Origin of the sequence: Paucibacter sp. B2R-40 (assembly GCF_025717555.1) — a bacterium.
Lineage (GTDB): Bacteria > Pseudomonadota > Gammaproteobacteria > Burkholderiales > Burkholderiaceae_C > Paucibacter_A.
Genome location: NZ_JAJIRP010000003.1, coordinates 433,306 through 445,464, shown reverse-complemented (window position 1 = coordinate 445,464; position 12,159 = coordinate 433,306). Strand labels below are relative to the sequence as shown.

Genomic DNA, 12,159 nt, shown 5'->3' with positions numbered 1-12,159 from the left:
GCGGCTTTGGGGTTTGGCTTTGCGGCTCTCGGGCATGGACCCATTATGCACAAAGCATGGTGACACAAAAGGAAGGTCTTGGCCCAAGAAAAAACCGGCCGGGCTTGAACAGCGCGGGCCGGTTTTCCTGTCTCAATGCAGCAGTTGCAAGGTTCAGGCAATTTCCTTCTTCAAGTTGCCAACTTCCTTCAGCACTTCGTCCACATGGCCAGCGACCTTGATGCCGCGCCATTCGGCGCGCAGCACGCCGGCCGCGTCGATCAAGAAGGTGGAGCGCTCGATGCCCTTGACCTTTTTACCGTACATGATCTTGTTCTTGACCACGCCAAACATATGGCAAAGCTTTTCTTCGGTGTCGGCAATCAACTCAAACGGCAACTCAAGCGTTTGCTTGAACTTGTCATGTGAGGCCATGTTGTCACGCGAAACTCCCAGCACAACCGTGCCGGATTTCACAAAGTCTTTGTAGCGATCGCGGAATTGCATCGCCTCGGTGGTACAACCCGGCGTGTTGTCCTTGGGGTAGAAGAACAAGACAACGGCATGTCCGAGGTAGGTGTGCGGAGTGAACTTCACGCCTCCCGTGGCAAGGGCTTCAATTTCCGGGAGAGGTTTGTTGAGCGCTGGCGTCATTTGGCGATGTAGGTATGATGCGCCCGAGTAGGCATAGCTGCTGATTATACGTTGTTCGGCAGGCCCCTCCGAGGAGGAGTGGTCCGCACGCTCAGGAGACCGCTGCTGCGGGCGGCGCAGGGCGTGCCGCAAAGCCTGCTGCGTAGCCGCCTTGCTCGGCCTTCAAGCCTCGATCAGCAAGGCCGCTAACACATTGCGGCCCTCGCTCGCCAACACGTTGTAAGTGCGGCAAGCCGCCGCCAAATCCATAGTTTCGACACCTATGCGGGCCTGAATCAGCGCCTGGTAGAGCGCCGGTTTGGCAAATCTGATGCGCGCACCGCTGCCGAAAATCACCAACTCGGGACGCAGACTCAAAATTTGCTCAAAGTGCTGTTCGTTGAGATCTTCAAAGCGCTGCAAGTCCCAAGCCTGCACCTCACCGCGCCAGGGCACCAGCAAACTCGCTGCATGTGCAGCGCCATTGACCCAGACGGTCTGGCCATCATGCTTTGAGATGCTATTGCCACCCAGTGGCTCATCGAGTTGAAATTTCATGTGGCTTGTGGAGGTTGATGCTGAAAGTTGCTGACGAGGCTTGCCTTGAAAGCTGGCTGAGTCTGGAGGGGATTCAATCCGGCTGAGCGTGCGCTTCGTAGCCCGCTCGCTCGCCTGTGATTAAATTGTATGTATTGCGGCGCAGCATTTGCGCGCCTCTGGCGCTTATCCCTGTCGAAGACCCGCCATCTTTCAGCCGTCCCTGAGGAGTTCAAGTCTTGTTGAAGCCCACGCTCAAGTCTCGCAAATTGTCCAATGTCTGCTATGACATTCGCGGGCCCGTGCTCGACAAGGCCCGGCAAATGGAGGAAGAAGGGCACAAGATCATCAAGCTGAACATCGGCAATATTGCCGCCTTTGGCATTGAGCCGCCGGACGAGATCGTGCAAGACATGATCCGCAACCTGCCCGCTGCGGCCGGCTACACCGACTCCAAGGGCCTGTTCGCCCCGCGCAAGGCCGTGGTGCACTACTGCCAGGAAAAGAAGATCGCCGGCGTCACCATCGACGATGTCTATCTGGGCAATGGCGCGTCTGAATTGATCACGATGAGCATGAACGCCTTGCTGAATAGCGACGACGAAATCCTGGTGCCGGCGCCTGACTATCCCTTGTGGACCGCTTCGGTGGCGCTGGCCGGTGGCACGCCGGTGCATTATGTGTGTGACGAGCAGGCCGACTGGATGCCCGATGTGGCCGACATCCGCCGCAAGATCACGCCCAATACCAAGGGCATCGTGGTCATCAACCCGAACAACCCGACCGGCGCGCTCTACCCGGATAGCGTGCTGCTGGAAATCGTTGAAATCGCCCGCCAGCACCAGTTGATTATTTTTGCCGACGAGATCTACGACAAGACGCTCTACGACGGCAATGTGCACACCAGCCTGGCCTCGCTGGCCGACGATGTGTTGTTCGTGACCTTCAACGGCCTGTCCAAGAACTACCGCTCCTGCGGCTACCGCGCCGGCTGGATGGTGGTGTCGGGCGAAAAGCGCCACGCGCAGGACTACATCACCGGCCTGAATATGCTGGCCTCGATGCGCTTGTGCGCCAACACGCCGGGTCAGTTGGCGATTCAGACCGCCTTGGGCGGCTACCAGAGCATCAACGACCTGGTCGCACCAACCGGCCGCCTGTGCCGCCAGCGTGACCTCGCCTACGACTTGCTGACGCAGATTCCTGGCGTCAGCGTGGTCAAGCCGAAAGCGGCTTTGTATATGTTCCCCCGCCTGGACCCGAAGATCTACCCGATCGAGGATGACCAGCAATTCGCCTATGAATTGCTGGCCGAGGAAAAGGTACTGATCGTGCAAGGGACGGGCTTCAACTGGATAGCCCCCGATCATTTCCGGCTCGTTTTTCTGCCCAACTCCGACGACCTGCGGGAAGCGGTGGGGCGAATCGAGCGTTTCCTGACGCATTACCGCAAGCGGGCCGGGCGCTAGTCGCCGGTCGCCTTGGTTTATGAGCGAAGAGCAGAGAGAAAGAATCCCCATGAAAGCGATCAAAGTTGGCTTGCTGGGCATTGGCACCGTGGGCAGCGGCACTTTTAATGTGCTGCGTCGCAACCAGCAAGAAATTCGCGGCCGCGCCGGCCGGGGCATCGAGATCACGACGGTGTGCCGCCGCAATGTGGCGCTGGCCCGGCAAATCGTTGGTGAAGGCGTGACCGTGACCGCCGACCCTTACGACATCATTCGCGACCCCGAGATTGACATCGTCGTCGAAACCATTGGCGGCTGCGATTTGGCGCGCACGCTGGTGCTGGAAGCGATCGCGGCCGGCAAGCATGTGGTCACCGCCAATAAGGCCTTGCTTGCCGTGCATGGCACCGAGATTTTTGCCGCCGCGCGTGCCAAAGGTGTGATGGTGGCTTTCGAAGCGGCGGTGGCCGGTGGCATCCCCATCATCAAGGCCTTGCGTGAAGGCTTGACCGCCAACCGCATTGAGTGGATCGCCGGCATCATCAACGGCACGACCAATTTCATCCTGTCCGAGATGCGCAGCAAGGGCTTGGACTTCGCGACCGTGCTGAAAGAGGCGCAACGCCTCGGCTATGCCGAGTCAGACCCGACCTTCGACGTGGAAGGTGTGGACGCCGCGCACAAGCTGACCATCATGAGTGCGATCGCTTTCGGTGTGCCGGTGCAGTTTGACAAAGCGCATGTCGAAGGCATCAGCCAGTTGCAGGCGGCCGACATCAAGTACGCCGAACAACTCGGTTACCGCATCAAGCTGCTGGGCCTGACGCGCCGGCGCGAGAAGGGCATCGAGCTGCGTGTGCACCCGACCTTGGTGCCGATCACGCGCTTGATTGCCAATGTGGAAGGCGCGATGAATGCGGTGGTGGTGCAGGGCGATGCCGTCGGCACCACGCTGTACTACGGCAAGGGCGCGGGTGCGGAGCCGACCGCCTCGGCCATCATTGCCGACCTGGTGGACATCACCCGCCTGCACACCGCCGACCCTGATCACCGCGTGCCGCACCTGGCCTTCCAGCCCGATGCGATCAGCGATACCGCCATCCTGCCGATGGAAGACGTGCTGACCAGCTACTACCTGCGCCTGCGCGTGGCCGATGAGGCCGGCGTGCTGTCCAGCATCACCACCATCTTGGCCGAGGGCGATATCTCGATCGATGCGGTGCTGCAACGCGAATCTGCTGATGGTGAGCGTCAGACCGATCTGATCATCCTGACGCATGAAACCAGCGAAGGCGGCATGAACAAGGCCTTGGCACGCATGCAAGGTCTGCCGACCGTGTTGGCGCCTATCGTGCGACTGCGCAAGGAAGAGTTGGCATGAAGTACATCAGTACCCGTGGCGACAAGACCGAGCGTGCTTTTTGCGAAATCCTGCTGGAAGGCCTGGCGCCCGATGGTGGGCTGTATTTGCCGGTCAGCTATCCGCAGATCGACGCCGCGACGCTGAGCAAGTGGCGTGGTCTGAGCTACGCCGATCTGGCCTTCGAGATCTTGTCGCTCTATATCGACGACATCCCGACAGAAGACTTGCGCGCGATTGCCCGCCGGACCTATACCGAGGCAGTGTTCGGTACGCCCGAGATTACGCCGCTGAAGGTCTTGGAGCCCGGCCTGGCCCTGCAAGCCTTGTCCAACGGCCCGACGCTGGCCTTCAAGGACATGGCCATGCAGCTGCTCGGTCAGCTGTTCGAGTATGAGTTGAAGCGTCGCGGCGAGACGCTCAACATCCTTGGCGCCACCTCGGGTGACACCGGCAGTGCGGCCGAGTATGCGATGCGCGGCAAGGCCGGCGTCAATGTCTTCATGCTCAGCCCGCATGGCCGCATGAGCCCGTTCCAGCAGGCGCAGATGTTCAGCCTGCAAGATGCCAATATCCACAACATCGCCATCGAAGGCGTGTTTGACGATTGCCAGGACATCGTCAAGGCGGTTTCCAACGATCTGGATTTCAAACGCAAATACAAGATCGGCACGGTCAACTCGATCAACTGGGCGCGCCTGCTCGCTCAGGTGGTCTATTACTTCGCTGGCTACTTTGCCGCCACGAAGTCGAACGAAGAGAAGGTGAGTTTCACCGTCCCGTCCGGCAATTTCGGCAATGTCTGCGCCGGCCATGTGGCCCGAATGATGGGCCTGCCCATTGTGAATCTGGTCGTGGCGACGAACGAAAACGATGTGCTGGACGAGTTCTTCCGCACCGGCGTTTACCGCGTGCGCGGCAGCGCCGATACGCATGAGACCTCCAGCCCCTCGATGGATATTTCCAAGGCCAGCAATTTCGAGCGCTTTGTGTTTGACCTGCTGGGGCGTGACGGCGTGCGAGTGAAGTCGCTGTTTGATGACGCCATCGCCAAGGCTGGGCGCTTCGAGATCAGCTCGGACGAACTCGCGCAGATTCAGCCCTACGGCTTTGTCTCCGGCAGCAGCAGCCACGCTGACCGGCTGGCGACGATACGCTCGACCTATCAGAAATACGGCGTCATCGTCGACACCCATACCGCCGACGGCTTGAAGGTGGCGCTTGAGCACCGCCAGCCAGGCACCACCATGCTGGTGTTGGAGACAGCTTTGCCGGTGAAGTTCGCCGCGACCATCGAAGAGGCGCTGAATCTGACCCCGCCGCGCCCGGCCGGTTTGGACAACATCGAGTCGCTGCCCAAGCGTGTGAGCGTGATGCCGGTCGACGTTCAAGCGGTCAAGTCCTTTATCCAAGCCCATGTCTGAAGCTGCCCCTCACCGTCCGGCCATGCAAAGCCTGGACGAGGCGCTGGAGCGCTTGCTGTCAACCGTCCAGCCGCTGGGGCTGAGCGAGTGCATGCCCACCGGCGACGCGCTGGGTCGGGTACTGGTTGAGCCAGTGGTGTCGCTGATTGATGTGCCGCCGGCCGATAACAGCAGCATGGATGGTTATGCGCTCAGTGCGGCCGACGTGCAGGCGCTGGGCAGCTTGCTGCCGGTCGCTCAGCGAGTGCCGGCCGGCGTGGTCGGCGCTGTCCACCAAGCGGGCACGGCCGCGCGCATTTTTACCGGCGCGCAGATCCCCATCGGTGCCGATGCCGTCATCATGCAGGAGCAGTGCGAGGCGCTGGCCGGCGAGGGTTTGGGCAGCGTGCGCGTCAATGCTGCAGTGCAAGCTGGTCAGTGGATTCGCCGCCGTGGCGAGGATGTGAAAGAGGGCGCCACCGTGCTCGCCGCGGGCTGCCGGCTTGATGCCGCAGCCTTGGGCCTGGCTGCCTCGGTTGGCGCAGCGCAGCTGACGGTCGCACGCCGTCCGCGCGTGGCGCTGTTCTCGACCGGTGACGAGTTGGTGATGCCGGGCGAGCCGCTCAAGCCCGGCGCGATTTACAACTCCAATCGCTACACCTTGCGCGCCATGCTGCAAGGCCTGGGCTGCCAGGTGATCGACTTGGGCATCGTGCCCGACAAACTAGACGCCACCCGCGCCGCGCTGCGCGAGGCGGCTGGGCAGGCCGACCTGATCATCACCTCGGGCGGCGTTTCGGTCGGCGAGGAAGATCATCTGCGCCCGGCCGTGCAGGCCGAAGGCAGCCTGGATCTGTGGCAGATTGCTATTAAGCCGGGCAAACCGCTGGCTTTCGGTCGAGTGGCGGGGGCTTGGTTCATTGGCCTACCCGGCAATCCGGTCTCCAGTTTTGTGACCTTTGCCTTGCTGGTGCGGCCGGTGATTCTGCGACTGCAGGGCGCCACCAAGCTCCAACCGCGCGGCTTCATGCTGCGGGCCGATTTCGATTGGCCCAAGGCCGACCGGCGGCGTGAATTTTTGCGTGTCCGGCTGAACGACGCCGGCGGCTTGGACTTGTTTCCCAATCAGAGCTCGGGCGTGCTGACCTCGGCCGTGTGGGCCGATGGCTTGCTCGACAATCCTGCCGGCCAAACCATCACTGCCGGTCAACTGGTGCGTTACTTACCGATGAGCGAGCTATTGGCATGAGCATGATCACGGTCAAGCTGAAGTTCTTTGCGGCCTTGCGCGAACGGCTCGGTGCCAACGAGGTGTTGAGCTTGCCGTCCGGCACCACGGTGGGCAAGCTGCGCGATCTGCTGCTGGCCCGCTCTGACCTTCACGCCGAGCTGCTGGCCCGAGGCCGCGCGGTTCGTTGTGCCTTGAATCAGCAGTTATGTGCCGAAGACGCAGTGATCACCGACGGTGCGGAAGTCGCCTTCTTTCCGCCCGTCACCGGCGGCTGAGCCAAGCCAATTCGGTATGCAAGGCTTGCACCTGACGGCCGATTTGAGCGGTGTCCAGGCCGACCATGCCTTGATGCTCGAGCCGGCCGCGCTGCAAGCGCTCTGTGTCGACGCGGTGGCGCAGGCGGGCCTGGGCGCTGTGGCCGAGTTGTTTCATCGTTTTACGCCGGCCGAAGGCGAAACCCAGTCCGGCATCACCGGCGTCGTGCTGCTGGCCGAGTCGCATCTGGCGGTTCACACCTGGCCCGAATTGGGCAGCGTGACGCTGGATGTTTATGTCTGCAATATGGGGCAGGACAATAGCGTCAAGGGGCAAGTCCTGATGGCGCGCTTGATCAGCGCTTTCGGGCCGACGAACGTGCAGCAGCAGGCTTTGCAGCGCGGCGGCTTGCTTTAGCGGCCTCGGCCATTACGGCCTGAGCGCTGTCTCCCAGCAAGTAGCGCGCGCCTGATCCGGCCTTGGCGGCGGCGTCGGCGGGGTTGTAAAGCGCGCATTTGCTCAGCGACAGGCAGCCGCAGCCTATGCATGAAGTCAAGGTGTCGCGCAGCCTGGTCAATTCGGCAATGCGTTGATCCAGCAAGGGCCGCCAAGCGCTAGACAAGCGCTGCCAATCGGCGGGGGTCGGCGTGCGTCCGTCCGGCAACTCCGCCAAGGCTGCGCGAATTTGCTCCAGGCTCAAGCCGACCGCTTGGGCGGCACGAATAAAGGCGACTCGGCGCAAATCGCCGCGCGCATAGTGGCGCCGGCCGCCCTCACTTCTTGTGCTGAGCAGCAGGCCTTGCTCTTCATAAAAACGCAGGGCGCTGGCCGCCACACCGCTGCGCCGCACCAACTCGCCAATCGGTAGGCGGGTCTCTACCGCGATTGTTTTGTATGGGGCCTCAGGCTTTGTCATCATGGTTTGAAAAGGCGCTTGACTTCAAGTTAACTTGAACTTTCAGTATAGAGGCCTTGTTAATCAATTCGACGGCTTTGCCATGCACCACGCTGAAATCAATTCCAATTCCGCCTTGGCCCCTTGGCTGGAACTCAATCTGCAGCAATTCCCGCCCGACTATGGCGATCAGCTAAGCAGCCATCTGCCGATGGCGCTGCATGCGCTGCACAGCCTGGGGGCGGATGAGCCGCGCATGCGCGCCTTTTTCGATCGCTACACGCGCCGGTTTGAGGGCATGCCTGCGCCGACCTCGGCGCTAGTGCCGAAAGATTGGCTGGCAGTGCGCGGCGACTTCTCGGCCTATAGCGGCTTGCGCTGTTTTTTTGAGCGAGCGCTGGCCGAGCAAGGTGCCGACGCGCTTTTGCGCCGAGCATTGCCCGAACTCTTGCCGGGCGTGTCGGCGGTCGCTTTTCATGGCCTGATTCGCTTGGCCCATGCGGTTCAGGGCGGTCATCAGGGCGAGTTGGCTGCGGCACTGGCCTACTGGGCCAGTCGTTGGCAACTGCTGCCTGCGCCGCCGCAACTGAGTGGAGTCAGCAGCCTGTCTTTAGGCGAATGGTCGGCTCGCTTAGTCAGCGAAGCGACGGGCTGGCGCAGCGATGCTCCCTTGATCTTTTTGCGCATGATGGAGGCCAGTGCAAGGCCCTTGTATGCCGAGCTGGCAGGTGGGGTCTTGCCCGCAGCCCCGTCTTTGCAGCTGCGTGTTTCGGAGCTGGCCGGCCTGGCCCTGGACTACTACCTGCACAGCGGCAATTTCACCGTGCTGCACATGATTACCGGCCTGCGCTCCATGCGGGTGCTGGCGCCTTGGCTGCCGAATGACGCGGCCTTTCAAGCGCAAGCGCAGCAAATTTTGATGCAGGCTTTTGTTGCCGCTTATATGGCCGGCCGTGTGCAGCGACGCGATCTTCCGAGCCCCGAGCCTACACTGAATTGGCTCGATCTCGCTGCTGCCGCGACACGCGCCGAAGACGATCATGCAATCAAGCTGGTGCATGCCTGCCGCGACGAGTGGGCCTTCTATGGCGACTCGCGCTACCTGCAGGCGGCGGCGATGGCTTTGCGATGAAATGGCAAGCTAAACCCCGAGTTGAGCGGCTAGGCCGGACGCAACCTGCCGCCCCCGCGTATAAGCCTCTTCAAAGACCGAATAGCCGGCCAGATCGCTGTGCGCAAAGTGCAGCCGACCTTGCGGCAGCAGCAGCGCGCTCAAGGCTGCCGAGCTGCGCAGCCCCGGCACCGGGATGCTCATCGCATGACCCCAGCGCACCAAGTCGGCACGCTGCAGTTGGTCAGCCAGATCGGGGTGCACAGGGCTTAAATCCGCCAGCACTTGGCGCAGCCAGTGGCGCCAGTCTTGCGTCAACAATTCAGCTCGCCGCGCTTGCGGCAGAGCCCAGTAAGCGCTCAGCACCGTTGGGCCAGCCTGCGGCTTGAGGCTTTGGTGCATCGCATCGACATAGCCCAAGCCCTGGCTGGCGTAGAGCACATTGTCCCAAGAGGGAGGTGCGCCCGTACGTTGCAGCAGCGGCGCCTTGAGTTGAAGATTGGCCACCAGCCAGGGCGCATAACGCAGCTGTTCGGCGGCGGCTTTGAGTGGTGCGAGGGTTTGATCCAGCAGCTTGTTGGCAATGAAGAGAGGTGTCGCAAACACGATTTGATCGGCCACCCAGCGCTCGGGCGACTGTGTGGCTTCATGCCAGGCCAGCAACTCAACCTGATGCTTACCTGGCTCAACGCGCATGACGCTGCGGCCGGGGTGAATGTGCTCGGCCAGAGGCGCGGTGATTGCGTCGGTCAAAAAGGCGTTGCCCTGCGGCCAGGTCAGCACTGCTTCGCGCTCGCTGTTCGAGTTGGCCGGATGAAAGCCGTGGCGGCTGGCAAAGTAGTGCAGCCCGGCCCAGGCCGACACATCTTGAATGCCCGCGCCGTAGTCGTCGCGGCAGCAGTAGTCCAGGTACCAGAGCAGATGTGGCTCATGCAGGCCCTGGCGTGTCAGCCAAGCGGCAAAAGTCTCGGCGTCCAAGGCCGCATGACCCGGCGTCCAGCGCGCGCGCCGGCTCGGCATGGCAAAACCCAGCGTGGCCTGGGCCGCTTCGACGGCGCGTTCGAACAAGTGCTGCTGAGCGACGGCCGATGGCGTCTGCGGCGGCGGCAACAGGCCTTCATGCCAGCTGCCCTCGAAAAACAAGCGTTCCTGCGGGCTGTGGCAGAGATGGCGCTCATCCCACACCGCCCGGCCGAGCTGCTGGCTCACCAGGCCTAGCTCTTCAAGCAGTTGGTACACCTCTTGGGAATGCGGCCCCGGCAAGGGCAGGTAATGCGCGCCGGTCGGGCAGGCCATGCCGCCCATCTGGTGGGCGCGACTGTTTCCCCCGCTAGCGTCCTCCAGCTCCAGCAGGGCAAAGTCAGTGATGCCGGCCTGGCTCAGACCCCGCGCACAGGCAAGACCTGACACCCCGCCGCCAATGATCAAGATCTTGGTGCGGCGCAGCGGCCCCTCGCCGGCCTTGGGCAATGGCGCGCGCAGGCGATGGCCGCGCGCTGCATTGGCGCCACCCACCCAGCCGCCGGTCAGCTCGGGGGCAGGCGAATCACAGCCCGCCAGCAGCAGCGAGGCGCTGCCGATCAAAAGCTCACGCCGTTTCACTCAATGCACCTTGCCCCATTCGGCCTCGAATTCATGCACCAGTTGCTGGTTCGACAAGCGGTTCACTTCGGTCCTCACGCGGGCCATATCGGGGGGGAAGTTCATCAGCACGGGCAGGCCCTCGAGGTCCAGAAACTTGAGGCCGGCAGGCAAGGCCCGAGGCGGCGCCCAGGGCCGCCGCCCAGCAAGCACAAAGCCCCATTCGCCAAAGCTCGGTACATGGGCGTGGTAAGGCGTCGTCGTCAGGCCCACCGCTTCCAAGGTACTGACCACGGTCCAGTAGCTGCGCCGCGCGATCAAAGGCGAAGTCGTCTGCACGACCGTATATCCGCCGGCCGCCAGATGCTGATCGATCAGCTGGTAGAAGCTCGTCGTATAGAGCTTGCCCAAGGCGAAATTACTCGGGTCGGGGAAGTCGATCACGATCACGTCGAAGTGCTCCGGGTGCTGCTCCAACCAGCCGAAGGCGTCGGCATTGACGATGCTCAGCTTCGGCGACAGCAGTGCATCGCCATTGAGCTGGCGCAACAAGGGCAGGGTGGAGAACAGGCGCGTCATATGCGGGTCTAGCTCAACCAGGGTGATGCATTGCACGCTGGGGTAACGCAATATTTCCCGCACCGCCATTCCGTCGCCACCGCCCAAGACCAAGACTTTTTTCGGCGCACCGTGGCCGGCCATGGCCGGGTGTACCAGCGCCTCGTGATACCGATACTCATCTTTGGAATTGAATTGCAGATTGCCATTCAGGAATAGCCTTGTGCCGGCATTGCCCTGGGTGATGACGACGCGCTGGTAGTCCGAGCTTTCGCGCACCAGCATGTGCTCGCCGTAGAAGCGATCCTCGGCCCAGCTTGTCAGCCGGTCAGCGCCTGCCATTGCCACCAACAACAGCCCCAAACTGGCCGCGCAGGCGACTGCATGGCCACGCCAAGCGCGCAGTTGCGCGCGAAACAGCCACAGCGCCCAGATCGCCACCAGGACATTCAAGAGCCCAAAAAACAGCCCCGTGCGCACGAGACCCAAATGCGGCACCAGCAGCAGCGGAAACGCCAAGGCCACGACCAAGGCGCCAAGGTAATCAAAGGTCAGTACCTGCGAGACCAGATCGCCCAACTCATAGCGTTCGCTGAACTGCTTTTTGAGTATGCGCATGACCAGCGGAATCTCCAGCCCGACCAGCGCCCCGACCAAGAGCACCAGGCCATAGAGCAAGACCCGGAAGGCCGCCACTTGGCCGGGCGGCAAGAGGCTGTGAGCCATAAAAAGTGCCGCCGGCATCAACCCGCCGATCACGCCGACCAGCAGCTCGATCTTCAAGAACTGCGCGACCAACTGGCGCTTCAAGTAGCGGCTCAACCAGGAGCCCAGTCCCATCGCGAACAGATAGCTGCCGATGATGGTTGAGAACTGCAAGACCGAGTCACCAAGCAAGTAACTGGCCAGCGCACCGGCCGTCAACTCATAGACCAGGCCGCAGGCGGCGATGACAAAGACGCTGGCGAGCAGCAGCAACTCGGGCAGGGAGATTCGGCCGGTGGTGGAAGTTGGTGACATGGTCGCGAGCTTAGCCGATCGCGCAAACCGGCAAGGCGGCCTAGACGGGGAGTAGACGGGGAGTAGGCGGGGCCCTCGAACAGGGGGGATTTTCAGCGTCTTTTCAACCGCTCGTGATATGCGTCACTGCGGCAGGCAAATGCAGGGG

General features: G+C 62.1%; 12 protein-coding genes. 7 read left to right on the top strand and 5 right to left on the bottom strand.

Annotation, left to right across the window (positions count from 1 at the left end):
• Positions 1-153 precede the first annotated feature (153 nt).
• Together LNV09_RS08550 and LNV09_RS08545 are read right to left on the bottom strand one after the other, a co-directional pair.
• The gene (locus LNV09_RS08550) at positions 154-633 is read right to left on the bottom strand and encodes a peroxiredoxin (RefSeq protein ID WP_263556662.1); all 480 of its coding nucleotides are present in this window, start codon (positions 631-633) and stop codon (positions 154-156) included.
• Positions 634-795: 162 nt separating this feature from the next.
• On the bottom strand, positions 796-1,170 hold the full coding sequence (locus tag LNV09_RS08545; protein ID WP_263556661.1) for an Mth938-like domain-containing protein: 375 nt from the start codon (positions 1,168-1,170) through the stop codon (positions 796-798).
• 221 nt (positions 1,171-1,391) lie between these two features.
• Between LNV09_RS08545 and LNV09_RS08540 the strand changes: the two genes are divergently transcribed.
• From LNV09_RS08540 to speD, 6 genes are read left to right on the top strand one after another with little or no spacing between them, the layout of a single operon-like run.
• Positions 1,392-2,618 (top strand): pyridoxal phosphate-dependent aminotransferase, encoded by a 1,227-nt coding sequence (locus tag LNV09_RS08540; RefSeq protein WP_263556787.1) that lies wholly within the window; start codon positions 1,392-1,394, stop codon positions 2,616-2,618.
• A gap of 49 nt (positions 2,619-2,667) precedes the next feature.
• Positions 2,668-3,978, top strand: a complete 1,311-nt coding sequence (locus LNV09_RS08535; RefSeq protein WP_263556660.1) for a homoserine dehydrogenase — start codon at positions 2,668-2,670, stop codon at positions 3,976-3,978.
• Entirely contained in the window at positions 3,975-5,381 is a 1,407-nt protein-coding gene (gene thrC, locus LNV09_RS08530) for a threonine synthase (protein ID WP_263556659.1), read from the top strand. Before LNV09_RS08535 ends, thrC begins: the two co-directional genes overlap by 4 nt.
• Positions 5,374-6,609, top strand: a complete 1,236-nt coding sequence (locus tag LNV09_RS08525; RefSeq protein WP_263556658.1) for a molybdopterin molybdotransferase MoeA — start codon at positions 5,374-5,376, stop codon at positions 6,607-6,609. The genes thrC and LNV09_RS08525 overlap by 8 nt, the downstream gene beginning before the upstream one ends.
• A gap of 5 nt (positions 6,610-6,614) precedes the next feature.
• Positions 6,615-6,866 (top strand): molybdopterin converting factor subunit 1, encoded by a 252-nt coding sequence (moaD, locus tag LNV09_RS08520; protein WP_263556786.1) that lies wholly within the window; start codon positions 6,615-6,617, stop codon positions 6,864-6,866.
• Positions 6,867-6,882: 16 nt separating this feature from the next.
• Positions 6,883-7,263 (top strand): adenosylmethionine decarboxylase, encoded by a 381-nt coding sequence (gene speD / locus LNV09_RS08515; protein ID WP_263556657.1) that lies wholly within the window; start codon positions 6,883-6,885, stop codon positions 7,261-7,263.
• On the opposite strand, the gene soxR is transcribed toward speD, so the two are convergent.
• A complete protein-coding gene (soxR, locus tag LNV09_RS08510) occupies positions 7,202-7,765 on the bottom strand; it encodes a redox-sensitive transcriptional activator SoxR (RefSeq protein WP_318023276.1) in 564 nt (187 codons plus the stop codon). The genes speD and soxR overlap by 62 nt on opposite strands.
• 79 nt (positions 7,766-7,844) lie before the next feature.
• On the opposite strand from soxR, the gene LNV09_RS08505 reads away from it, so the two are divergent.
• Positions 7,845-8,873, top strand: a complete 1,029-nt coding sequence (locus LNV09_RS08505; RefSeq protein ID WP_263556656.1) for a questin oxidase family protein — start codon at positions 7,845-7,847, stop codon at positions 8,871-8,873.
• A gap of 9 nt (positions 8,874-8,882) precedes the next feature.
• On the opposite strand, the gene LNV09_RS08500 is transcribed toward LNV09_RS08505, so the two are convergent.
• Together LNV09_RS08500 and LNV09_RS08495 are read right to left on the bottom strand one after the other, a co-directional pair.
• Positions 8,883-10,454, bottom strand: coding sequence for a flavin monoamine oxidase family protein (locus tag LNV09_RS08500; RefSeq protein ID WP_263556655.1), 1,572 nt, complete (start codon positions 10,452-10,454; stop codon positions 8,883-8,885).
• On the bottom strand, positions 10,455-12,011 hold the full coding sequence (locus LNV09_RS08495; RefSeq protein ID WP_263556654.1) for a polyamine aminopropyltransferase: 1,557 nt from the start codon (positions 12,009-12,011) through the stop codon (positions 10,455-10,457).
• Positions 12,012-12,159: the final 148 nt, after the last annotated feature.

What these genes read in the sequence shown, in the direction of transcription:
- LNV09_RS08525 (WP_263556658.1), top strand. Translation starts at nt 5,374, where the DNA reads ATGTCTGAAGCTGCCCCTCACCGTCCGGCCATGCAAAGCCTGGACGAG.
- LNV09_RS08505 (WP_263556656.1), top strand. Translation starts at nt 7,845, where the DNA reads ATGCACCACGCTGAAATCAATTCCAATTCCGCCTTGGCCCCTTGGCTG.
- LNV09_RS08535 (WP_263556660.1), top strand. Translation starts at nt 2,668, where the DNA reads ATGAAAGCGATCAAAGTTGGCTTGCTGGGCATTGGCACCGTGGGCAGC.
- LNV09_RS08545 (WP_263556661.1), bottom strand. Translation starts at nt 1,170, where the DNA reads ATGAAATTTCAACTCGATGAGCCACTGGGTGGCAATAGCATCTCAAAG.
- LNV09_RS08550 (WP_263556662.1), bottom strand. Translation starts at nt 633, where the DNA reads ATGACGCCAGCGCTCAACAAACCTCTCCCGGAAATTGAAGCCCTTGCC.
- speD (WP_263556657.1), top strand. Translation starts at nt 6,883, where the DNA reads ATGCAAGGCTTGCACCTGACGGCCGATTTGAGCGGTGTCCAGGCCGAC.
- soxR (WP_318023276.1), bottom strand. Translation starts at nt 7,765, where the DNA reads ATGATGACAAAGCCTGAGGCCCCATACAAAACAATCGCGGTAGAGACC.
- LNV09_RS08495 (WP_263556654.1), bottom strand. Translation starts at nt 12,011, where the DNA reads ATGTCACCAACTTCCACCACCGGCCGAATCTCCCTGCCCGAGTTGCTG.
- thrC (WP_263556659.1), top strand. Translation starts at nt 3,975, where the DNA reads ATGAAGTACATCAGTACCCGTGGCGACAAGACCGAGCGTGCTTTTTGC.